The sequence below is a fragment of the Streptomyces sp. YIM 121038 genome (assembly GCF_006088715.1).
In the GTDB taxonomy this organism is placed as follows: domain Bacteria; phylum Actinomycetota; class Actinomycetes; order Streptomycetales; family Streptomycetaceae; genus Streptomyces.
This window is the reverse complement of record NZ_CP030771.1, coordinates 7,852,727-7,874,340: the sequence shown is the minus strand read 5'-3', so window position 1 is coordinate 7,874,340 and position 21,614 is coordinate 7,852,727. Positions and strand designations below refer to the sequence as shown.

At 72.6% G+C, this 21,614-nt stretch carries 17 protein-coding genes; 8 read left to right on the top strand and 9 right to left on the bottom strand.

The features are described 5' to 3' along the window. Positions 1 to 13 precede the first annotated feature (13 nt). The 4 genes from C9F11_RS33720 to C9F11_RS33705 all read left to right on the top strand — a co-directional run bounded on the left by C9F11_RS33720 (position 14) and on the right by C9F11_RS33705 (position 6,021). Positions 14 to 805, top strand: a complete 792-nt coding sequence (locus tag C9F11_RS33720) for an alpha/beta fold hydrolase (protein WP_138962873.1) — start codon at positions 14 to 16, stop codon at positions 803 to 805. Then, positions 793 to 1,947 (top strand): class I SAM-dependent methyltransferase, encoded by a 1,155-nt coding sequence (locus C9F11_RS33715; RefSeq protein WP_138962871.1) that lies wholly within the window; start codon positions 793 to 795, stop codon positions 1,945 to 1,947. Before C9F11_RS33720 ends, C9F11_RS33715 begins: the two co-directional genes overlap by 13 nt. Next, entirely contained in the window at positions 1,944 to 4,694 is a 2,751-nt protein-coding gene (locus C9F11_RS33710) for a PEP/pyruvate-binding domain-containing protein (protein WP_138962870.1), read from the top strand. Before C9F11_RS33715 ends, C9F11_RS33710 begins: the two co-directional genes overlap by 4 nt. Before the next feature lie 76 nt (positions 4,695 to 4,770). Continuing rightward, a complete protein-coding gene (locus C9F11_RS33705; RefSeq protein WP_138962868.1) occupies positions 4,771 to 6,021 on the top strand; it encodes an aromatic ring-hydroxylating dioxygenase subunit alpha in 1,251 nt (416 codons plus the stop codon). 51 nt (positions 6,022 to 6,072) lie between these two features. Here C9F11_RS33705 and C9F11_RS33700 read toward each other — a convergent pair whose 3' ends face one another. Continuing rightward, positions 6,073 to 7,071: a Ppx/GppA family phosphatase gene (locus tag C9F11_RS33700; RefSeq protein WP_138962866.1), complete on the bottom strand. Its 999-nt coding sequence runs from the start codon at positions 7,069 to 7,071 to the stop codon at positions 6,073 to 6,075. A 99-nt stretch (positions 7,072 to 7,170) separates the two neighbouring features. Between C9F11_RS33700 and C9F11_RS33695 the strand changes: the two genes are divergently transcribed. Then, positions 7,171 to 8,667, top strand: a complete 1,497-nt coding sequence (locus C9F11_RS33695; RefSeq protein WP_171075908.1) for an amidohydrolase family protein — start codon at positions 7,171 to 7,173, stop codon at positions 8,665 to 8,667. Between the two features lie 17 nt (positions 8,668 to 8,684). Here C9F11_RS33695 and C9F11_RS33690 read toward each other — a convergent pair whose 3' ends face one another. After that, positions 8,685 to 9,641, bottom strand: coding sequence for an ATP-binding cassette domain-containing protein (locus tag C9F11_RS33690; protein WP_138962864.1), 957 nt, complete (start codon positions 9,639 to 9,641; stop codon positions 8,685 to 8,687). 754 nt (positions 9,642 to 10,395) lie between these two features. Between C9F11_RS33690 and C9F11_RS33685 the strand changes: the two genes are divergently transcribed. Beyond that, the gene (locus tag C9F11_RS33685) at positions 10,396 to 10,869 is read left to right on the top strand and encodes a hypothetical protein (protein WP_138962862.1); all 474 of its coding nucleotides are present in this window, start codon (positions 10,396 to 10,398) and stop codon (positions 10,867 to 10,869) included. A 14-nt stretch (positions 10,870 to 10,883) separates the two neighbouring features. Here C9F11_RS33685 and C9F11_RS33680 read toward each other — a convergent pair whose 3' ends face one another. The 5 genes from C9F11_RS33680 to argJ all read right to left on the bottom strand — a co-directional run bounded on the left by C9F11_RS33680 (position 10,884) and on the right by argJ (position 16,892). Beyond that, on the bottom strand, positions 10,884 to 12,107 hold the full coding sequence (locus tag C9F11_RS33680) for a cytochrome P450 (RefSeq protein WP_138962860.1): 1,224 nt from the start codon (positions 12,105 to 12,107) through the stop codon (positions 10,884 to 10,886). A gap of 303 nt (positions 12,108 to 12,410) precedes the next feature. After that, positions 12,411 to 13,250, bottom strand: coding sequence for a DUF4097 family beta strand repeat-containing protein (locus C9F11_RS33675; protein WP_138962858.1), 840 nt, complete (start codon positions 13,248 to 13,250; stop codon positions 12,411 to 12,413). A 240-nt stretch (positions 13,251 to 13,490) separates the two neighbouring features. Next, positions 13,491 to 14,729: an acetylornithine transaminase gene (locus C9F11_RS33670; protein ID WP_138962856.1), complete on the bottom strand. Its 1,239-nt coding sequence runs from the start codon at positions 14,727 to 14,729 to the stop codon at positions 13,491 to 13,493. 100 nt (positions 14,730 to 14,829) lie between these two features. Further along, a complete protein-coding gene (gene argB / locus C9F11_RS33665; protein ID WP_138962854.1) occupies positions 14,830 to 15,741 on the bottom strand; it encodes an acetylglutamate kinase in 912 nt (303 codons plus the stop codon). After that, on the bottom strand, positions 15,738 to 16,892 hold the full coding sequence (gene argJ, locus C9F11_RS33660) for a bifunctional glutamate N-acetyltransferase/amino-acid acetyltransferase ArgJ (protein ID WP_138962852.1): 1,155 nt from the start codon (positions 16,890 to 16,892) through the stop codon (positions 15,738 to 15,740). Before argJ ends, argB begins: the two co-directional genes overlap by 4 nt. A 683-nt stretch (positions 16,893 to 17,575) precedes the next feature. On the opposite strand from argJ, the gene C9F11_RS33655 reads away from it, so the two are divergent. Continuing rightward, complete coding sequence (locus C9F11_RS33655) at positions 17,576 to 17,800, top strand: MbtH family protein (protein WP_138962850.1); 225 nt, start codon at positions 17,576 to 17,578, stop codon at positions 17,798 to 17,800. 279 nt (positions 17,801 to 18,079) lie between these two features. Here C9F11_RS33655 and C9F11_RS33650 read toward each other — a convergent pair whose 3' ends face one another. Next, positions 18,080 to 19,405 (bottom strand): lysine N(6)-hydroxylase/L-ornithine N(5)-oxygenase family protein, encoded by a 1,326-nt coding sequence (locus C9F11_RS33650; RefSeq protein WP_138962848.1) that lies wholly within the window; start codon positions 19,403 to 19,405, stop codon positions 18,080 to 18,082. Between the two features lie 388 nt (positions 19,406 to 19,793). On the opposite strand from C9F11_RS33650, the gene C9F11_RS33645 reads away from it, so the two are divergent. Continuing rightward, complete coding sequence (locus C9F11_RS33645) at positions 19,794 to 20,438, top strand: FMN-binding negative transcriptional regulator (RefSeq protein ID WP_138962846.1); 645 nt, start codon at positions 19,794 to 19,796, stop codon at positions 20,436 to 20,438. Between the two features lie 228 nt (positions 20,439 to 20,666). Here the strand turns inward: C9F11_RS33645 and C9F11_RS33640 are convergent, their stop codons facing one another. Continuing rightward, positions 20,667 to 21,356, bottom strand: coding sequence for an LmbU family transcriptional regulator (locus tag C9F11_RS33640; protein WP_030688264.1), 690 nt, complete (start codon positions 21,354 to 21,356; stop codon positions 20,667 to 20,669). Positions 21,357 to 21,614: the final 258 nt, after the last annotated feature.

Genomic DNA, 21,614 nt, shown 5'->3' with positions numbered 1-21,614 from the left:
GGAGCCCGTTCCCGTGCATCTGACCGAGCGGCGCGCGGCCCGCGACTGGTTCCCGGGGCCCGGCCCCGCCCCGGCGGCCGGGGCGCCGCGGCTGATCTGCTTCCCGTACGCGGGCGGCACGGCCTCCGCGTACCGCGACTGGCCCGCGCTGCTGGGGGCGCCCGTGGTGGCGGTGCAGCCGCCCGGGCGCGGTCTGCGGCTGCGCGAGCCGCCGTACACGGACCTGGACGCGCTGGTGTCCGACGTGACGGACGCGCTGCTCGCGGCCGGACTCGTGCGTGACTACGTGCTGTTCGGGCACAGCATGGGGGCCCTCGTCGCGTACGAGGTGGCGTGCGCCCTGCGCGAGCGCGGTGCGCCCGGACCGCGCCACCTGTTCGTGTCCGGCAGCCGCGCCCCGCACCTGTACGCCGACCGCGCCGACCATGCCCTCGGCGACGAGGACCTGCGCCGGCTCGTCCACGACCTGGGCGCGCTCGCGCCCGGGGACCGGATCGCGGGCGCCTACCTGGAGCGCAGGCTCCCGGTCCTGCGCGCCGACCTCACGGCCTGCGAGCGCTACCGGTGGCGGCCGCGCCGCCCCCTCGGCTGCCCGATGACCGCGTACTCCGCCGTCGGCGACGCGCTCGCGCCCGCGCCGCACGTCGAGGCGTGGCGCCCGTACACCCGTGCCTCGCTGCTGCGCCGGCACGTGGCGGGCGGCCACTTCTACCTCAACGGTCCCGGCCGCCGCCCCCTGCTGCGCGACCTGCGCGCCGAACTCACCCGCACCACCGAGGAGTTGGAACCCCCATGGACCTACTGAGCCTGGCCAAGGCCGTCAAAGACCGGGCGCAGGAGCCCCTCACGGACGTGCTCGCGGCGGCGCGGATCGTCACGGACCCGCGGGTGCCGCTGCTGCTCGTGCTCAACCGCACGCTGTTCACGCCGCTGTACCGGGCGTCGTTCCTCGCGGCGGCCGCGGGCTCGGGCGTGCTCCAGTGCCTCGCGGTGCGCCCCTGCGACCTGGAGAGCATCGCCGAACGCGTCGGCTGCGGCACGGAGCCCGCGGACCGCCAGCGGCTGCGCGCGTGGCTGGAGATCGGCGTGCGCCTCGGCGAGCTGCGCACGAAGGAGGGCTGCTACCTGCTGCGCAGCCGCACCGCCAAGGCCCTCGCCCAGGTCGCCAACGACCCCGTGGCGGCAGCCCTTGAGGAGCTCCTGCGCTTCCACGTGCCCGCCCTGCGCGACGCCCCGCGCATGCTCGCGGACGGCAGCCGCTTCACCCTGTCCGACCAGGACGGCCTGGTCATCGCCCGCTCCTCGCTCGTGGTGCGCGGCTTCGTCGAGGAGGCCGTCACCCGCACGCTGCCGCGTACGACTCCGGTGCGTCTGCTCGAAGTGGGCTGCGGCAGCGGCGCGTACGTCCGCCACGCGGCCGGGCTCAACCCGCGCCTGACCGCGCTCGCGGTCGACCTCCAGGGCGAGGTCGCCGAGCGGGCCGCAAAGAACATGGCGCAGTGGGGCCTCGCCGACCGCGTCGAGACCCGCCAGGGCGATGTGCGCACCCTGGACCTCCAGCCGCAGTTCGACGTGGTGACCCTGCACAACAACATCTACTACTTCCCGCCCGAGGAGCGCGCCGAGGTGCTCGCCCGGGTCCGCTCCTTCCTGGCCCCGGGCGGCACGCTGCTGCTCACCTCGTCCTGCCGGGGCAGCCGCACGCTCGGCATCGAGGTGCTCAACCTGTGGTTCGAGTACGCCTCGTTCGGCGGGCCGCTGCCGCGCGAGGACGAGCTGCTCGGCCAGCTGCGCGCCGCCGGGTTCGACGACGTGCGGGCCACGGGCGTGCTGCCCGGCCAGCCGTTCCGCGTGTTCACCGGCGTCAACGCGCACCCGGGCCCGGTCGGCGCCCGCCCGGCGTCCCCCGCCCCGCTCCCGCCGACCGCCGAGGAGGCCACGTCATGACCACGAAGGCCACGCACGACGCGCGCGAGACGACCGAGGCGCCGGCGGCACCGCTCCAGGGCGCGGCCACCGGCCTCGTCGCCGTCATCGGCGGCCCGCACGGAGCGGCTCCTCAGGAGCTCGGCGGCAAGGGCGCCCGGCTCGACGAGCTGACCCGGGCGGGCCTGCCGGTGCCGCCCGCGTTCTGCCTCACCACCGGCCTGTTCGACCTGTTCCTGCGCGAGAGCGGGCTCGGCGCCGAGCTGCGGGCCGCCGGGGCCAGGGACGCGTCCCCCGCCTCCATCAGGGAGTTGGTGCTCGCCCGCGAGATCCCGGAGTCCCTCGCGCGCACCGTCGTGGCCGCGTACGACGCGCTCGGCCGCCCACGCGTCGCGGTGCGCTCCTCGGCGGTGCGCGAGGACTCCGCCACGCGGTCCTTCGCGGGCCAGCACGACACGGTCCTCGACGTGGCGGGCGACGCGGCGCTGCTCGACGCCGTCAAGGTCTGCTGGGCCTCGCTGTGGTCGGACCGCGCGGCGGCCTACCGCTCGGGTCCGGGGCCTGTCGGCTCGATCGCCGTGGTCGTGCAGGAGATGGTGAACGCGGACGTCAGCGGCGTGCTGTTCACCGTCGACCCGATCGGCGGCAGGCCCCACCGCCTGGTGGTGGAGGCCTGTTGCGGGCTCGGCGAGGGCCTGGTGTCGGGGCGGGTCTCCAGCGACTTCTTCGTGGTGGACGACCGCAGCCTCGACGTCGTCGAGGAACGGGTGCGCTACAAGGTCACCAAGTGCGCCCCCCTCGCTCCGGGCCGCATCGGCATGACGAAGGTCGACGCCGCCGAGCGGGACGCGCCCTGTCTGACCCACGAGCAGCTGACCGCCCTGGCCCGGCTCGCCCTGGAGGTGCGCGAGCACTACGGCAGCGAGCAGGACATCGAGTGGGCGCTGCGCGAGGGCACCCTGCATCTGCTCCAGGCCCGGCCGATCACCACCCGCGCGCGGCCCGAGGCGGCCGGGGGCGCCCGCAGCCCGTATCCGCCGCGGCACTGGCGGGAGCAGCCGGTGGAGGTCCGGCAGGGCACGCTGTGGTCGCGCATGGACATCGGCGAGATCTTCGTGGGCCTGATGTCCCCGCTCGGCCTGAGCTTCGCCCGCTACTACCAGGACCATGTGCACGGCGACTGCGCGCGGGCCCTCGGCGTGCGCGACATCGGCGACGTCGGCCTGCACATGGGCTACTTCCAGGGCCATGTGTATCTGAACATCTCCTACACCGCGTATCTGCTCGGCCAGGCCGTGCCGACGCGCGACCAGCGCCACTTCACCCGCCGCTTCGTCAGCGAGGAGGTCGACCTCGCGACGTACGCCAATCCCTTCGGGACCTTCCCCGGCGGCATGGAGGACTTGCTGTCGACCGTGCACTGGCTGCGCGAGACGGCGCGCGAGATGGTCGTGATGAAGGGCCGCGCCCGCGCGATGGTGGACACGCGCCTGTACGAGTTCGACCGCGCCCGGCGCCTGGACCTGACCCGGATGTCCCGCCGCGAGCTGCACGCCGAACTCACCCGCTACCTGGACTACTTCCACGACGCGCACGTCGGCTACATGCCGTACTACATCAACGCGTTCGGGTTCTACGGCATCCTCACCGAGCTGTGCGCGAAGTGGCTCGGCGCGGCGGGCGACAACCTCCAGAACCGCATCAAGACCGATATGTCGAGCCTGCGCACGGTGGCGTCGGCGCAGGAGATCTGGAGCGTGGCGCAGGCCGCCAAGGCCAGGCCGCGCGTCATGGAGATCATCGAGGGCGCGCCCCTGGAGGAGGTCGCGGACCGGCTGCGCGCGGACGCCGAGGGGCGGGTGTTCTGGGAGACGCAGATGGAGCCGTTCCTGCGCGCCAACGGCACCCGGGGCCGGCAGGAGATGGAGCTGACCCACCAGCGCTGGATCGACGACCCCTCGTACCTCTTCCAGATGATCCGCCGCTACGCCGCCGACGGGTTCACGGCCGACGACATCATGGGCCGCAGCCGGGCGCGCCAGGAGGGCGACGTCCGTGCGGTGCTCGGTGACCTGCCGCTGCCGCGGCGCAAGACCCTTGAGGGCCTGATCTCGATGTACGCGCTCTGCAGCGAGCTGCGCGAGACCACCCGCATGTCGATGATCACCTCGATCTGGCTGGTCAGGAACGTGGTGTACGAGGTGGGGCGGCGGCTCGTCGACGAGGGCGTGCTGCACTCCCTGGACGAGGTCGCCCATCTGGACTTCGAGGACGTACGCCGGTACGTCGCCGGTGAGTTGTCGCAGCGCGAGGCGTTCTCACGGGAGGCCGTCGAGGAGCGGCGGCGCGTGCACGAGTACCACAACCGGCTGCCGGAGCCGCCGCTGACGTTCGTCGGCGAGTACGACAGCACGCGCGCGGCGCGCCCGGTGAAGGACGGGGCGCGCCTGACGGGGCTCGGCTCGTCGCCGGGGCGGATCGTGGGCCGGGCCCGGATCGTGGAGGACCTGGTGTGGCAGGCCGACGAGTTCCAGGCGGGCGAGATCCTCGTGACCCGGCACACCGACGCGTCCTGGACGCCGCTGTTCGCCATCGCGGGCGGCGTGGTCACCGACATCGGATCGATGCTCTCGCACAGCTCCATCGTGTCCCGCGAGTTCAACGTGCCCTCGGTGGTCAACACCAAGCACGCCACACAAGTGATCAACACCGGCGACATGGTCATGGTCGACGGCGACACCGGGGTCGTCGAGATCGTCGAGGGCTGAGCGGGCCGAGCGCCCACCGGCCCCGCGCGGACGACGGGCCCGCGAGCAACCAGAGAGGAAAGCGAGAGGCGACCAGATGATCCCGAACCAGTGGTATCCGATCCTGCGGACCAAGGACGTCAAGCGCGACGCCCCGACGGGCGTGAAGCGCCTGGGCGAGGAGCTCGTGCTCTGGCGCGACCTCAGCGGCACGCTGGTGTGCCAGTCGGCGCGCTGCCCGCACAAGGGGGCGAACCTGTCCGACGGTCGCGTCGTCGGCAACTCCCTCGCCTGCCCCTACCACGGCTTCCGCTACGACGCGGGCGGCGCCTGCCGGCTCATCCCGGCCCTCGGCACGGAGGGCCGCATCCCGGCGTCCCTGCGGATCGACACCTACGAGGTGCGCGAGAAGTACGGCCTGGTGTGGCTGTGGTGGGGCGAGAAGCGGGAGGAGCTGCCGGACATCGAGCTGCCGCACGAACTCGCCGAGCACCCCAGGCCGTACGAGACGATCACCTGGAGCAGGCCGGTCCACTACACCCGCTACATCGAGAGCCTGCTGGAGTTCTACCACGTGACGTTCGTGCACCGGGACCACTGGGCGAACATCATCGACTACACGTTCATGTACGGCAGTTGGCGCAAGCTCTGGACCGACGGACGCGAGCGCTACATCGCCGCCAACAAGATCGTGAACCATCGCGTGGACGTGGACGGCACGATCATCCGCTCCACCTTCGACCAGTGCGAGGAGGGCAACCCCTCCAACATCTGGCACTTCGACCTCATCTACCAGGCGCCCTGTATGACCCACGTCCGCCAGGGCCTGCTGGAGGTCACCACCTGGCTCACGCCCATCGACGAGGAGAACACCCAGGCCATCATGCGCCTGTGGGAGTATCCGCTGCTCAAGCGGATGGTGCCGGTCAAGGCGCTGCGGCCGTTGGTCCTCAAGGCCTCGCTCCAGATGGAGAAGTACGTCCAGGACCAGCAGGACAACGACATCATGGCGCGCCAGGAGCCGAAGGTCAGCGAGCGCGGCGTCAACAAGCTCATCGCGCCGGACGAGATGAACGCCAAGTACCTCCAGCTGCGGGACCGGCTGAAGGCGGAGGCCCGCGCGGACGCCGAGGCCCGGGCGGCGGAGCGGGCCCGGGAGGCCGCCGCCGCGGACCCGGCGGCGCCCGCCCCGACGGCAGGCGGCAACGGGTCCTCCTTCGCGAACGGGACCTCCCCCGCGAACGGGACCTCCGCCACGAACGGGAGCTCCCCCGGGCAGGCCCCGGCGGCCGCGCGGCCGGAGAAGGCGGCGGCCCGCGCGGGCGGCGTCAGCGAGAGCGCGCCCTGACCCGGGCGCGCGCCCGGCGCCCCGGCGCGGTGTGCGCCCCGGGGCCCGGTGTCATGACGTCGCCACCCGCAGCGGCGCCACCTCGGCGGGGGTCTGCTCGCCGTCCTCGCCGAGGTCGTCCCACCACTGCGGGCCGTCCTCGATGTGGCGCAGCAGGACGCCCTCGCGCAGCGCCCAGGGGCACACGGCGGCCGACTTGAGGCCCATGAGCTTCATCGCCGTGTGCCCGACCACCGCACCGGCCAGGCTCTGCCCGGCCCGCGGCGCCGAGATGCCGGGCAGCTGCGCCCGCTCGGCGGCGGGCAGCAGGGCGAGGCGGTCCCGCGCCTGGCGCAGGCCCGAGCGGTACAGCGTCCTGTTCACGAACGGGCCGTGCCGCCCGGGGGCCTCGCCGGTCAGCCGGGCCAGTTGCTGGAACGTCCGCGACGTGGCCACGGCGGTGTGCGGCCCCTCCCAGCGGACCCGGGCGGCCACGTCCCGCAGCTGATGGCGCACCCGGCGCCGCAGTGCCTTGACGGCCTCCTCGGTCGGCGGTGCGTCGGCGGGGAAGAACTCGTGGGTGAGCCGGAGCGCGCCGAGCGGCACCGACACCGCGAAGTCCGGCAGGCGCCCCCGGCCGAAGGCCACTTCGAGGGAGCCGCCGCCGATGTCGATGAGCACGAGGGGGCCGGCCCGCCAGCCCAGCCAGCGCCGGGCGCCGAGGAACGTCAGCTCGGCCTCCAGCTCGCCCGGCAGCGTGCGCAGCCACACGCCGGTGCGCGCGCCGACGGTCCGCAGCACCTCGCGGCGGTTCGGCGCGTCGCGCACGACGGCCGTCGCGAAGGCCAGGGGGCGCCCGGCGCCCCACCGTTCGGCGGTCGCCGACGCGGCCGTCACGGCCCTCGCCAGTCTCCGTACGCTCTCGTCTCCGAGCGGCCCGCCGGGCTCCACCTCCTCGCCGAGGCGCAGCTTCCACTTGGCGGTGTGCACGGGCAGCGGCGCACCGCTGCCCGTGTCCACGACCACGAGCCGCGCCGTGCGCGACCCCACATCCAGCACGCTCACTCGCATGAACGCTCAGTACCCATTGCGCACTGCCACACGCTCTCGGTTCCGGCCACACCTGGCATATGCCGTTCCCCCTTGTCGTCCGGTGCCTAGCGTAGGTCCATGACTTCAGCCACCCCACCGCCCGTTCCCGTGCACGATCTGGTGCTGCGCCGCGGCCGCGTCCTGGACCCGGAGAGCGGCTTCGACGCCGTGGCCGACGTCGGGGTGACGGGACGGTCGATCTCCGCCGTCTCCACCGCACCGCTGACGGGGCATCAGGTCCTCGACGTGGCGGGCCTCGTCGTGGCGCCCGGCTTCATCGATCTGCACAGCCACTCGCACACCGTCGCGGGCCACCGCCTCCAGGCGCTCGACGGGGTGACCACCGCCCTGGAGCTCGAACTCGGGCTCTCGCCCGTCGGCGAAGCCTACCGCCTGGCCGCCACCGAGGGGCGGCCTCTCAACTACGGCTTCTCCGCGTCCTGGGCGCAGGCCCGCATGGCGGCCGTGGGCGGCCTCCCGCACGGCGGCGGCGCCCTCGCGGCCCTCGCGCACCTGGGCGCGGCGGCCTGGCAGCGCGAGGCGACCCGGGCCCAGGAGGACGCGCTGCTCGGCCTGTTGGAGCGGGATCTGGCCGACGGAGCCCTTGGCATCGGCCTCATCGTGGGGTATGCACCGCGCGTGCGGCCCGAGGAGTACCTGGCCGTGTCCCGGCTCGCCGCGGCCGCCGGGGTGCCCACGTACACGCACGCGCGGAGCCTCGTGGAGCAGGACCCGCTGACGCCCGTCGACGGCGCCGAGGAGATCGCCCGCGCGGCGGGCGAGACGGGCGTGCACGCCCACTACTGCCATGTGCCGTCCACCTCGCACCGGCACGCGGACCGCGTCCTCGCCGTCCTGGAGCGCGCCAGGGCCGCGGGCGCGCGCGTGTCCACGGAGGCCTATCCGTACGGTGCGGGCATGACGGCCATCGGCGCCGCGTTCCTCGACCCGGGCGCGGTCGCCGCCTCCGGGCGCGAGGTGTCGGACATCGTGCACGCCGCCACCGGCGAGCGCGTGCGCGACCTCGACCGGCTCCGGGAGCTGCGGGACGCCGACCCCGGGGCGCTGGCCTTCCTCCACTTCCTGGACGAGTCGGACGCCCACGACCGGGCGTTCCTCGACCGGGCCCTGCTGGATCCGCACACGGTGGTCGGCTCCGACGCGATGCCGCTGACCTGGACGGATCCGGCGGCCGACCCGCTGGCGTGGCCGCTGCCGCCCGGCTCCGCGGTCACGCATCCGCGCACTGCGGGCACCTTCTCCAAGACGCTGCGCCGGTACGTGCGCGAACTCGGCTCCCTGAGCCTGCCGGACGCCGTCGCCCGGGCGAGCCTGCTGCCCGCGCGCGTCCTGGAGGCGGGGGTGCCCGCGCTGCGCAGGAAGGGCCGGGTCCGGGCCGGGTGCGACGCCGACCTCGTGGTCTTCGACCCCGACACGGTCAGCGACCGGGCGACGTACGCCGACAGCACCCGGCCGTCGACGGGCCACGCCCACGTCCTGGTCGGCGGCACCCCCGTCGTCCGGCACGGCGAACTCCTGCCGGACGCGCTGCCGGGACGTCCGGTGCGCCGCTGACCGTACGCCGTGGCGCGCTAGCGACCGTGGCCGGTCAGGGACAGGAAGACGTCGTCCAGGTCGGGGGTGTGCACGGTGAGCGCCTCCGCCTGGATGCCGGAACCCTCCAGGACGTCCAGGACCGCGCGCAGCACGGGAATCCTGCCGTCGCTCGACACCTGGAGGGTGAGCTGCTCGTCGTCCCGCGTGACCGTGCCCAGCCCGAGCCGGTCGGTGGCGGCGTCCAGCTGCCGGACGTCGGCGAAGCGCAGGCGGATGTGGCCGCCGGGGATGCGGCGCTTGAGCTCTTCGGCGGTGCCCTCGGCGACGATCTTCCCGCCGTCCAGCACCGCGATGCGGTCGGCCAGCTGGTCGGCCTCCTCCAGGTACTGCGTGGTCAGGAAGACGGTGGTGCCGCCCGCGGCCAGATCGCGGATGAGGTCCCACAGCACGCGGCGGCCCCGCGGGTCGAGGCCGGTCGTCGGCTCGTCGAGGAAGACCACGCTCGGGCGGCCGACCAGCGTCATCGCCAGGTGCAGCTTGCGGCGCGTCCGGCCGCAGAGCGACGCCGCGCGCTTCCGCCCGACCTCCGACAGGCCGAAGCGCTCCAGGAGTTCGGCGGTACGGCGTCTGCCCTCGGCCCGGCCGAGGTGCAGCAGGTCCGCCATGAGGAGCAGGTTCTCCTCGGCCGTCAGGAGCCGGTCCACCGCCGCGTACTGGTCCGTCACGCCGATCTCGGCGCGCACCGCGTGCGGGGCCCGCCGCAGGGAGTGCCCGGCGACCGTGGCCCGGCCCCCGTCGGCGCCGATCAGGGTGGAGAGGATGCGCACGGTGGTCGTCTTGCCCGCGCCGTTCGGACCGAGCAGCGCGAAGACCGTGCCGGGCATGACGTCCAGGTCGATCCCGTCGAGCACGACCTTGCCGCCGTACGCCTTGCGCAGCCCTTGAGCCGTGATTCCCCGGGGCTGCCCGGTCGTTCGGGTGGTGGCGGTCATGGTGCCCCTGCTCGTTTCCTTCGGTGCTTCACGGTCGTTCCCCGCCCGGGGCGGGCCGCCGGACCGCCCCGCGGCGCTCTCCACTCGCCCCGGCCGGGAGGGGCGGGCCCTTGAGGTCGCCGACCTGCTCGGCGGGCAGAGGGGCTGCGGACGCATACCGGCATCATGCTACGACCGTGGCGCCACGACGAGCCACCGTGGCGCCATCTTCGTTCCGGTTGTGGACACCCCCCGCCCGGCGCCACTGCCGCAGGCCGGACACCGCTGTCCCGGCCACCAGGACAAGATCACGTCGGCGCGCCCGCGACCCTGGAGCGCTTCCACTCAACAGCACGGAGGAATGGGCGACTTGGCTTCGGGGGCAGCGCCGGGGGCGCGGCGGCCGGACACTCGACAGCGGGAGCCGCCCACACTCCCTCCGGAGCGCACCCCTTCCCCCAGGGGAATTGGCGCCACACTGACGCCACCACAAACCGAACTGGCGCACGGAAGGTGCCACGTTCGCGCCAACCCGCCCGCCCAGAGCCGCGACCGGGCACCAAGGACGGCGACCGGAACACCCGCCGCGCACGTCGCCCCCCTCGGCCACACCGGAAAGCCCCGCGCCGAGAGCAGAAACAGCAGGCACGACTCCGCCCCAATAATGACCCTTAGTCCGAAATGAAGCGGAGGACAGCGTTCGGAATCAGCCACTCCAGAGGGCCCAGGCCGGGACTCCACTTGAATGGCGCCACTCCTGTGCCATCATGGCGTCATGAACTTCACGCCATACGTCGATGATTTTCGGCACGGGTTCGTCGTCACAGCGGACGCGGGCGGGGAAGGAGGGTGGCCCCCCGGCGGTGAACGCCGTACGGCGCCGGACTCGTCCGCGCCGCACGCCGAGGACCTCGCCTGGCACCACCGCCCGTCCGAACCGCCCCCGGGCACGCCGCCCCGCGGGATCCCCCTCGGCCTGCTCAGCGCGGCCCTCTCCGGCGGCTACATCCGGCTCCAGCTCTCCAGCCCGAGCGACCTGGACACGGCCGCCGCCCTGTTCGACTGCGCCGTGCCCGACCACGAGGTGCTCGCCCTCCAAGTGCCCGGCGACGGCACCGCCGCCACGCTGCGCGCCGTCCTCGGCGTGCTCGACGAGGCGGGCATCGAGATCACCGCGATCACGGTGCACTCGCCCGGCCTCGGCGAGGTCGTCTCCACGTTCCTGGACCCCGAGGATCCGGGCCGCTGACTCCGGCGCCGCGCTCAGACCCTCGTGAGCAGCGGCAGCGTCCGTGGCCCCACCACCTCCGGCGTCGTCTGGAAGACCGGCGGACGCCGCGGGTCGGTGCGCAGCCCGGGAAAGCGTTCGAGCAGGATCTCCAGGGCGATCCGCGCCTCGAACCGGGCCAGCGGCGCCCCCAGACAGAAGTGGATGCCGCGGCCGAAGCCCAGGTGCGGGTTGGGGTCGCGCTCCGGCCGGAAGCCGTGCGGGTCGGCGAAGACGCGCGCGTCCCGGTTCGCCGCGCCCAGCCACAGCGCGACGACCTGCCCCGCGGGCAGCCGCCGCCCGCCGAGCTCCACCGCGCGGGTGGTCGCCCGGTAGAAGATCGAGAAGGGCGGCAGCAGCCGCATCGTCTCCTCGATCACCCCGGGGACCAGGCCCCGGTCCGCCCGCACCCGCCCCCACGCCCCGGAGTGGGCGTCCAGACAGAGCACCGCGTTGCCCAGCAGTATCGTCGTCGTGATGTGCCCGGCGACGAGCAGCAGTTGGGCGAAGTTGCCGAGGGCCGCCGCGCTCAGCCGCTCCCCGTCCACCTCGGCCTGTACGAGCGCGGTCAGCAGGTCGTCCTGCGGGCGCCGCCTGCGCTCCTCGGCGTGCGTACCGAAGTACGCGCTCATCCGCGCCGACAGGTCGAGGACGGCCGCGACCATGTCCGCGGTCTCCGCCGTGCCGCCGGCCGATGCCACCTCGGTGCGCGCGAGCAGCTCCTCGGCCCACTGCCGGAACAGCTCCCGGTCCTCGCCCGGCACCCCGAGGAGTTCGGCGATGACGGTCACCGGCAGCGGGTGGGCGAGGTCCGCGACGAGGTCCATCGCCGGGCCGCCCCCGACCCGGTCGAGCAGCTCGTGGGTGAGGGCGCCGATCCGCGGCCCGAGCCCGGCCACGAGCCGGGGCGTGAAGGCGCGGCTGACGATCCTGCGCAGCTTGCGGTGCTCGGGCGGGTCCAGCTGCGTGAGCATGCCGCCGCGCTCGTACTCCGGCGCGTCGGGCGCGAAGTGGCGTACGACGTCGGACGAGTAGGCGCCGGGGTCGCCGAAGACCTCGACGGCCTCCCGGTGGCCGTACACGTTCCAGACCCCGAGCCGCTCGTCGAACTCCACGGCCCGCGCGGGCTCCTGACCGCGCAGCCAGAAGTGCAGGGGGTGCGCTCCCCACTCGTCGACGAGCAGGGTGAGCGGCGAGGAGCACGTTGAGTGATACGTCATGAAAAATCACCTGTTTCAGATCGCGCGTGGTCCAGAGCGCGCGGAGGCACGGGGCGCGGTCGGGCACCGCGGGGCACGAAGGGGTGGCGACGACGGGAGGCGAGGGGGTGGCGACGACACGCGAAGTCATCGGGCCGACGAGGTCGGGGAGACGGGCCGGGCGGGCACGCCGGAGGCCGCCGTCACCGTGGCTGCCGCAGGGGCGTCACCGTTACGGATGCCGCGCGGGCGTCACCAGGCGTGGGCCCACCGCAGGCGGGGCCGCCCGGGCGCGTTGCCGTGGCCGGGGTCCGGCGCGGGTGCTCAGACCCGGCGTATGACGATGTCGCCGCGGCTGGTGACGGCGTGTATCTCCACGGCCTTGCCGGGCTCCTCCGGGGCGTCCGACGCGCCCAGGGAGTTGCGTATGTGGCCGACCTTGGTGTGGATGTCGAGCCAGGCGGCCGTCCCGCTCTTGACCCCTATCTCCAACTGCCCCGTCGCGGCCCGGAGTTCGACGCGGCCGCAGGAGACCTCGCCGAGCCGGACGTCACCGGTCACGGAGCGCGCGGCGACGGCGTCGTGGACGCGGCCGATGGTGATGTCGCCGCGGTTCACGGTCACCCGCAGCGGGCCCGTGACCTCTTCGATGTCGGAGTCCCCGCTGGAGTTCCTGAGGGTGAGCGGGCCGTCGACGCGGCCGACGGAGATGTCACCGGAGGCGACGCGGATGTCGGCCTCGCCGATGGCGCTGCCGATCCTGACGTCGCCGTATCCGGTGTTGAGCTGGAGGCGCCCGGCGCGCTCCAGATGGATCTTGCCGACCTCCGTCTTGAACACGCACTCCCCCAGCTCGCCCTCGACGTACAGGTCGGCCACGAGGGCGTCACCCGTCACGTCGGAGCCCGCGGGCAGGTCGACGGTCACGTCGACGGAGCCGCCGGAGCCGAAGAGGCTGCGCCTCTTGGGCGCCCTGATCAGGAGTCGCCCATGGGCGAACTCGACCCGGGTCTGCTCGGCGGCGCTGCGGTCCGCCTGACTGAATCCGCTGCTCGGGCTCACCTCGACGACGGTACGGGCGCCCGCGCCCGCGGTGAAGCGCAGGACCCCGGCGTTGAGCTGCAACGAGACCGAGATCGGCTCGGGGGTGTCGAAGGCTGGCATGGCTGCCCCGTCCTCATGGGTTCTGCCGGGCGTCCCCGGTGGGACGGCGAGGGGAGGTGGCGTGCCGACAGGCGGCACGCGCTCCGCGACGCCATGATGGCATCACTCTGGCGCCACTGCAAGCCGAGACTGGCGCGTGCCGATGCCTGACAGGCACCAAGGGGAGTGAGGAGGCCGTTCCGGATCGCCGGAAGGCCGCCCGCCGATGACGAGCGGCCCTGGAGTCGGCGTGCGCCCGGGTCAGCGCGTGGCGTCGCGCCGCGCCCGGTCGAGGACGCCGGGCAGGGCGCGCAGGAACGCGGTCACCTCGTCCTCGCCCACGATCAGCGGCGGGGCGAGCCGGATCGTGTCGGCCCCGACGGCGTTCACCAGGAGGCCCGCGTCCTGGGCCGCCTGCTGCACCTGGGCGGCGAGCGGCTCGGTCAGCACGATGCCGAGCAGGAGGCCGGCCCCGCGGACCCGGTCCACCAGCGGGTCGCCGAGCGCCTCGATGCCCTGGCGCAGCGCCTCGCCCTGGCGCTTGACGTGGTCGAGCAGGCCGTCGCCGTGGATCGTGTCGAGGACGGCGAGCGCGGCGGCGCACGCGACGGGGTTGCCGCCGAACGTGGTGCCGTGCGCGCCGGGCGACAGCAGGTCCGCGGCCGGGCCGAAGGCGAGCGTCGCACCGATCGGCAGGCCCCCGCCGAGCCCCTTGGCGAGCGTGAGGACGTCCGGTTCGACGCCCTGCGCCTGGTACTCGAACCAGTGCCCGGTGCGGCCGATGCCGGTCTGCACCTCGTCGAGGACGAGCAGCGCCCCGGCGGCACGGGTGATCTCGCGGGCCGCCGCGAGATAGCCGGGCGGCGGCACGACGACGCCGTTCTCGCCCTGGATCGGCTCGATGACGACGAGCGCGGTGTCGGCGTCGACGGCGGCGCGCAGCGCCTCGGCGTCGCCGAAGGGCACGTGGGTGACCTCGCCGGGCAGCGGCTCGAAGGCGGTGCGCTTGGCGGGCTGCCCGGTCAGCGCGAGCGCGCCCATGGTGCGGCCGTGGAAGCCGCCCTCGGTGGCGACCATCCGGCGGCGGCCGGTGAGCCTGCCGATCTTGAAGGCCGCCTCGTTGGCCTCGGCGCCGGAGTTCGAGAAGAACACCCGGCCGGTGCGCCCGGTGAGGCGCAGCAGCCGCTCGGCGAGCCGCACCGGCGGCTCGGCGATGAACAGGTTCGACACGTGGCCGAGCCGGGCGATCTGCTCACTGACGGCACGGACCACGGCCGGGTGCGCGGTGCCCAGCGAGTTCACGGCGATGCCGCCGAGGAAGTCCAGGTACTTCTTGCCGTCCGCGTCCCAGAACGCGGCGCCCTCGCCGCGCACCAACGGCACCCGCGGCGTGCCGTAGTTGTCCATCAACGACGCCTGCCAGCGCTCGGTGAGCGCCGCCGACCGGCCGCCCGTGCCGGTCCCGGCCGCGCGTCCGGCGTCGCTTATGTCCTCGCTCATCGCGTCCCCTCTTCCACGGCCGCGCCCGTCGCGGCCCTCGTGCGCCGGCGCCCGTCGCCCCGGGTCGCGGGGGCGGGTCGCCGTCGTCCATCGGACCCGATCATCGCAAGCCCTCCTCGATGTCCGGCATCACGAGGGTGCCGATCTCCTCGCGCGTGAACATCTCCAGGAGCACCGAGTGCTGGACGCGGCCGTCGATCACGCGCGCGCTGCCCACGCCGTTGCGGACCGCGTGCAGGCACCCGGCCATCTTCGGCACCATGCCGTCGTGCAGATCGGGCAGGACCTTCTCCAGCTCGCTCGCGCTGAGCCTGCTGATCACCTCGTCGCTGTCCGGCCAGTCCCGGTACAGGCCCTCGACGTCGGTGAGGAACACCAGCGTGTGCGCGTTGAGGGCGGCGGCGACCCCGGCGGCGGCGGTGTCGGCGTTCACGTTGTAGACGTACTCGTCGTCGACGCTGCGGGCGACGGGCGAGATCACCGGGATGCGGCCGTCGTCGAGGAGCGCCTCGACCGCGCCGGGGTTCACCCCGACGATCTCGCCGACCCGGCCGATGTCGACGCGCTCGCCGTCCTCGTTCTTCGGCCGGTGCTTGGTCGCCGTGATGGTGTCGGCGTCCTCGCCGGTCAGGCCGACGGCGAGCGGTCCGTGCTGGTTGATGAGCCCGACGAGCTCGCGCTGCACCTGTCCGGCGAGGACCATGCGGACGACGTCCATGGCCTCCGGCGAGGTGACCCGCAGGCCCTCCTTGAACTCGCTCGGGATGTCGTGCAGGCGTAGTGCGGCGCTGATCTGGGGGCCGCCGCCGTGGACGACGACGGGCTTGAGCCCGGCGTGCCGCAGGAAGACGACGTCGTGGGCGAAGGCGGCCTTCAGCTCGTCGTCGATCATGGCGTTGCCGCCGAACTTGATGACGCAGATCTTGCCTTGGTGGCGGTTCAGCCAGGGCAGCGCGTCCATCACGGACTGCGCCTTCACCAGTGCGGGGTGCGAGTGGGTGGCGCTCCTCATGACGAGTACGCGCTGTTCTCGTGGACGTACTCGGCCGTCAGGTCGTTCGCCCACAAGGTGGCCCCCTCGGTGCCGGCCGCGAGGTCCGCGGTGATGACGACCTCGCGGCCGCTCATGTCCACGCCGTCGCGGTCCGCGCCGATCGAGCCGTCCTTGCAGACCCACACGCCGTTGATGGCGACGTTCAGCCGGTCGGGCTCGAAGGCCGCGCCGGTGGTGCCGATGGCCGACAGGACGCGGCCCCAGTTGGGGTCCTCGCCGTGGATGGCGCACTTGAGGAGGTTGTTGCGGGCGATGGAGCGCCCGGCCTCCACCGCGTCGTCCTCGGTGGCCGCGTTGACCACGTCGATGCGGATGTCCTTGCTGGCGCCCTCGGCGTCGCCGATGAGCTGCCTGGCCAGGTCCTCGCAGACCGTGCGGACCGCCTCGGCGAACGCGGCGTGGCCGGGGGTCTTCCCCGAGGCGCCGGACGCGAGCAGCAGCACGGTGTCGTTGGTGGACATGCAGCCGTCGGAGTCGACCCGGTCGAAGGTGAGCCGGGTCGCCTCGCGCAGCGCCCGGTCCAGGGTCTTGCGGTCCAGGTCGGCGTCCGTGGTGAGGACGACCAGCATGGTGGCGAGGCCGGGGGCGAGCATGCCCGCGCCCTTGGCCATGCCGCCGACGGTCCAGCCCGCGCCCTCGAAGACGGCCGTCTTGTGCACGCTGTCGGTCGTCTTGATGGCGATGGCGGCCTGCTCGCCGCCGTCCTGCGACAGGGCGGCCGCCGCGGTGTCGACGCCCGGCAGGAGCCGGTCCATCGGAAGCCGGGTGCCGATGAGCCCGGTGGAGGCCACCGCGACCTCTCCGGCGCGGTGCCCGTCGAGGACCTCGGCGACGCGCTCGGCCGTGGCCCGCGTGTCCTGGAATCCGGGTGCGCCCGTGCAGGCGTTGGCCCCGCCGGAATTGAGGATGACGGCGCTCACGGTGCCGCCCCTGATGACCTGTTCGCTCCACACCACGGGGGCGGCCTTCACCCGGTTCGCGGTGAAGACACCGGCTGCGGCCCGGCATGGGCCGTTGTTCACGACGAGGGCCAGATCAGGATTTCCATTGCTTTTGATTCCGGCCGCGACGCCTGCGGCCGAAAAACCTCGTGGTGCCGTGACGCTCATGGCTCTGCTTCTCCTCAAGCGGAAGTTCCCGGCTTCCCGGGAAGGCCGAGGGGGGCCATTGGCAAGGGCGTCGGCCACGGCCCTGACATTGCCTGGCCGACGCCGCCCCATTCCTCGATTCTGACGGCTCCGACGGCTCGGCGTCGAAACTCAACAACGTGCTGCCGGTTCCTTTGCGTTGCCCGCCTGCCGACTGGTCGCACAGCTCGCCGATGGGCTTCGGGGAAGTGCGCGGAGCGTCGGGCGGGACCGACCGGCAGCTCGCAACAAACTACCCGCGATTCCGGCGCGCGGCACCGGTGCGTTGTCCTGTCCACAGGACGTGCGGCGGGCGACGGGCGCCATAGCGACGGCGGCCCCGCCGGTCTCCGTAGTGGTGGGGCCGGGGGCGGTCCGGATTCGCACCCGACTTTTCACCCCGGCGTCGATACGGATTTCCCGTCGGCGCAGTATCGTCCCGGGACGGTCCCCGGCAATTCCCCGGAGACGGGCGGATCTGGACGCCGGGGCCGCATCGAACGACAATGGCGGAGCCGGTACCCGGCCCGCGGACGGCTTGGCCGCGGCGGCGGGCCCCGGCCCGCCGGGGGGTTTCTCCTTCGCCGGTGCACCGCGGCAGACGGATTCCGCGGGGCCCGAGGACCTGTCCGGCCGGTGACCAGACCTTTCGAATTGGAGTGACTATGAGCAGCAACCCGTTCGACGACGCGGACGGCCGGTTCTACATCCTGGTGAACGACGAGGAGCAGCACTCGCTGTGGCCGTCCTTCGCCGAGGTGCCCGCCGGCTGGCGGGTCACGTTCGGTGAGGCGAGCCGCCAGGAGTGCCTGGACTACGTGGAGCAGAACTGGACCGACCTGCGTCCCAAGAGCCTCCGCGACGCCATGGCGGCGGACAAGGCTGCGTGACGCGCTCCGCGCACACCTGAGGGCCCCGACGCCGGGAACGGTGCCGGGGCCCTCTCGTCTGCCCCGACCGGGACCGCCGCGGGCGGGGCACCGTCCTGGCTGGGACCGCACCGGGCGGGGCACCGTCCGGACCGGGGCCTGGCATCAGACCCCGGGCATCAGGCCCCCCGACACCCCCGCACCCGCACCCGCACCCGTACGCGTACGGCCCGCCAGCCGGAGGGCTGACGGGCCGCGGTGCGGAGCGGAGCTGGTGCGGAGGGAGGAGGCCCGGCGGGCCTAGGCCTCGCTGCCGACCCGGGCCGGCTCGGCGCGGCGCTCGACGATGGAGTCGGCGATCTCACCGCTGCGGATGGCGATGTTCGACAGGAGCGACGAGGTCAGGCCGTGCGTGTGCTCGGTGCCGCCCTGGAGGTAGATGCCGCAGGACAGACCGGGCTCGGTGACCACGCGGTAGTCGCGCTCCACCTGGTGGCGGCCCTCCCCGTCGCGGAGGCAGAAGCGGTCGAGGTCGCCGAGCAGGTTCGTGGCGTCCATGCCGTCGTAGCCGGTGGCGAAGACGAGCGCGTCGACGTCGATCTCCTGCTGGGCCTCGCCGCCGAGCAGCGAGTGCAGCACGACACGGGTGTCGCCGCCGGAGCGCTTCACTTCCTTGACCCGGGTCAGGTTCAGGAAGTGCAGGCGCTTCTCGCCCGCGACCTCTTCCTCGTAGGAGCGCCGGAACAGCTCACGGATCACGTCGTCGTCGACGACGGAGTAGTTCGTGTTCTTGTGGTAGCGCCAGAACGCGTCGCGCGTCGTCTCGCTGCCGAAGTAGTAGTGGTCGACCGCGTCCGGGTCGAACACCTGGTTGGCGAAGGGCGTGTCGTCGGCCACGGAGTAGCCGTACGACGGGAGGATCGCCGACACCTGCGCGTGCGGCAGCACGTCGTGCAGGTACTTGGTGATCTCGGCGGCGCTCTGCCCGGCGCCGACCACCGCGACGTTCCGCAGCTCCTGCGGGTCCATCCGGCCGTACTTCGCCAGGAACTCCGAGCTGTGCCAGACGCGTTCGTCGCGCTCCATGCCCTCGGGCATGCGCGGCACGAGGCCCGTCGAGACGGCGACGTTGTGGGCCCGCACGACGCGGGCCGCGCCGCTCGCGGTGTCCCGGACCGTGATTTCGAGATACTGCTCCGGGCCCGTCCCCGCGTCCTCGGGAAGCCGGATGTCGGTCACTTCCGAGTTGTAGGTGACGCGGTCGCTGAAGTTCGACTCGGCCCATTCCAGGTACTGGTGGAACTCCTGGCGGGTCGGGAAGAAGTCCTGGTTGTTCACGAACTGCACGAGGCGGTCCGAGGCGTGCAGGTACGACACGAAGCTGTACCGCGACACGGGATTGCGGAAGGTGGCCAGGTCCTTCAGGAACGAAATCTGCATCGTCGCCTGGGGAAGCAGCATGTTGCGGTGCCAGCCGAAGGCCGCCTGGCGCTCGAAGAAAGCGGCCTTGACCGGCCGGCCCGACGCGTTGTTCTGGTGTTCCTCCAGGGCGATGGCCAGGGACAGGTTGGACGGGCCGAACCCGATGCCAACGATGTCGTATATCTCGTGTTCACGAGTACCCATAGATAATCTCCCGCTGGTGTAGCTTCGACAGGGACTTCCGCGTAATCGCTGAGGTTTCAGTGCTGCGGTTGCCCGAGAGGACCTCGGCCGGAAATGCTGTCAACTGTCGTTTCTGAAGTGCGGCTGATGGTCTCGAACATCTCGACCGGTGGTCCGGAAGAACACGCATTGAGTATTGCGCTGGAGAACACCGCCACGCCAACTTAGAGGGGCCGGGCGGACCTTTCAAGAGGCCCCGGCAGCCGCGGCTGGCCAGGCACCGCTGTCCCGTCGACAGGACAGCCGAGCCGCTCGTCCCCAATTCGGGCCGTGCCACGCGAAGCGTGGGTAACGTCGGCGACTTGGCGCGCCGCGCCGTGAGTGATTTCAACGAAAGGGTGAGCTCCGGATGTTTGTTCCGAGCCAGTACCGCCAACCGGACAGTTCATGGATGGTCGACCTGATCCACGGCAATCCCCTGGCGCTGTTCGTGAGCAACGGCACCGCGGAAGCGGGTCCGTTTGCCACGCATCTGCCGGTAATCCGGGACCCGGAGTGGAACGGGGAATGGTCCGAGGACCTCTCGGGCGGCCGGCTGCTCGGCCATATGAACCGGGCGAACCCGCACTGGAAGGCGCTCGAGTCGGGCACCGTGAACCTGCTGACGTTCACCGGGCCGCACGGCTATGTTTCCCCGACGGTCTACGACGTGACGCCGGCCGCGCCGACATGGAACTTCACCTCCGTCCACGTGCACGGCGTCGTCGAGAAGATCGAGGGCATCGAGAACACCCTGGACGTCGTGAAGGCGACGGTGCAGGCCTATGAAGGCGCCTTCGGCGACGGCTGGGACATGTCCGAATCGTTGGAGTACTTCCGGAAGATCGTGCCCGCCGTGGGCGCCTTCCAATTCAGGGTGACCAGCGCCGAGGGCATGTTCAAGCTCAGCCAGGAGCAGCCGGACGAGGTGCAGGAGCGGGTGCGCCGTTCGTTCGGCGGGCGCGAGTGCACCCGGCACCAGGCGACGGCGAGCCTCATGAGCAAGCTGCCCTGAGGCCCTGAGGTCCGCACCCCCGATACGGCCGACGGTACGGGCAGCGCCCGCCACACTCACGGGCCCCAGGGGCCCGTACCGTCGGCACCCACCGTCGTGCGCGCACGACGTGCGCGGCGGCCGGCGCGGTCGGCCGTGGCACCACGGCCGACCGCGCCACCGCGTCGGCACACACGCGTAGGGCCCGCACCCTTCCGGGTGCGGGCCCTACGCGTGTGGTGCGTCGGATCAGGCGCTGATGCCCGCCTTCTCCTGCTCCTCTTCCTCCTCCAGGGCGCGCTCGGCGGCGTTGTCGAGCGTCGCGAGCACCCACTGCTCGAAGTCGATGCCCGACTGCTCGGCGGCCTTGTGCCACCACTGGAGCCGACTGCCCGGCACCGCGAGGCGCCGCATCGTCTCAGGGGTCGGCGTGCCGTCGCGCACCTCGTCCTCGCGCGCCATGCGGATCGCGCTGCGCAGCTGCTTGGTGGTCCACTGCAGCTGCTCCGCGCGGTCGAGCCACAGCTCCTGCTCGTCGACCGGCAGCGAGGCCAGTTCGGCGTGGTGCTGGAAACTCAGCGCCGCGCGCCTGCGGCTGAAGTCGAAACGCCGCGAAACCCACGCGTAGTTGCGCAGCGTCTGGTACTGCAGACCCGCCGCGCGAATTCCACGCTGATAGCGGTCGGTGTAGTGGTCCTTGCCGTATACCAGCCAGTCCCCCAGCCACCAGGAAGAGGAGTTCACAATTCCGGAGAGCTGGCGGCCGGCCCGCTCCCAGTCCTCGAAGGTCAGCCCGGCGGGCATTTGGAGGCCCACCTTCGTCGTCAGTACCTGGCCACGACGCTCGTCCACTCGGCGCTGCCGCGGGACGGAATTCGCGTTTCTACGGAACAGCACAACCTTCGAGCCCTCGAGGTCGCTGACCTGGTTCGTCATCATGCCTCCATGTGAATGAACTTCGAACGAACACGGGCATAACGGACCGCGTTCGATCGGGAAAAAGCCATGCGGGCTTGGCAGCCGTGTCCAAGATCCCCTGGGGATCGGTCGCCGTCGCACAACGCGAGGCACAGGCATGCCAATCGATCACAGCCGATCGGCCGGATGAAAGCTCGTTCGAGCCGCTCTCCGCGTCAGGTCGTCATCGTTCCGTCAACTGACGGATGGACCTGTCGGGGTGGCCACGCGCGCATCCCG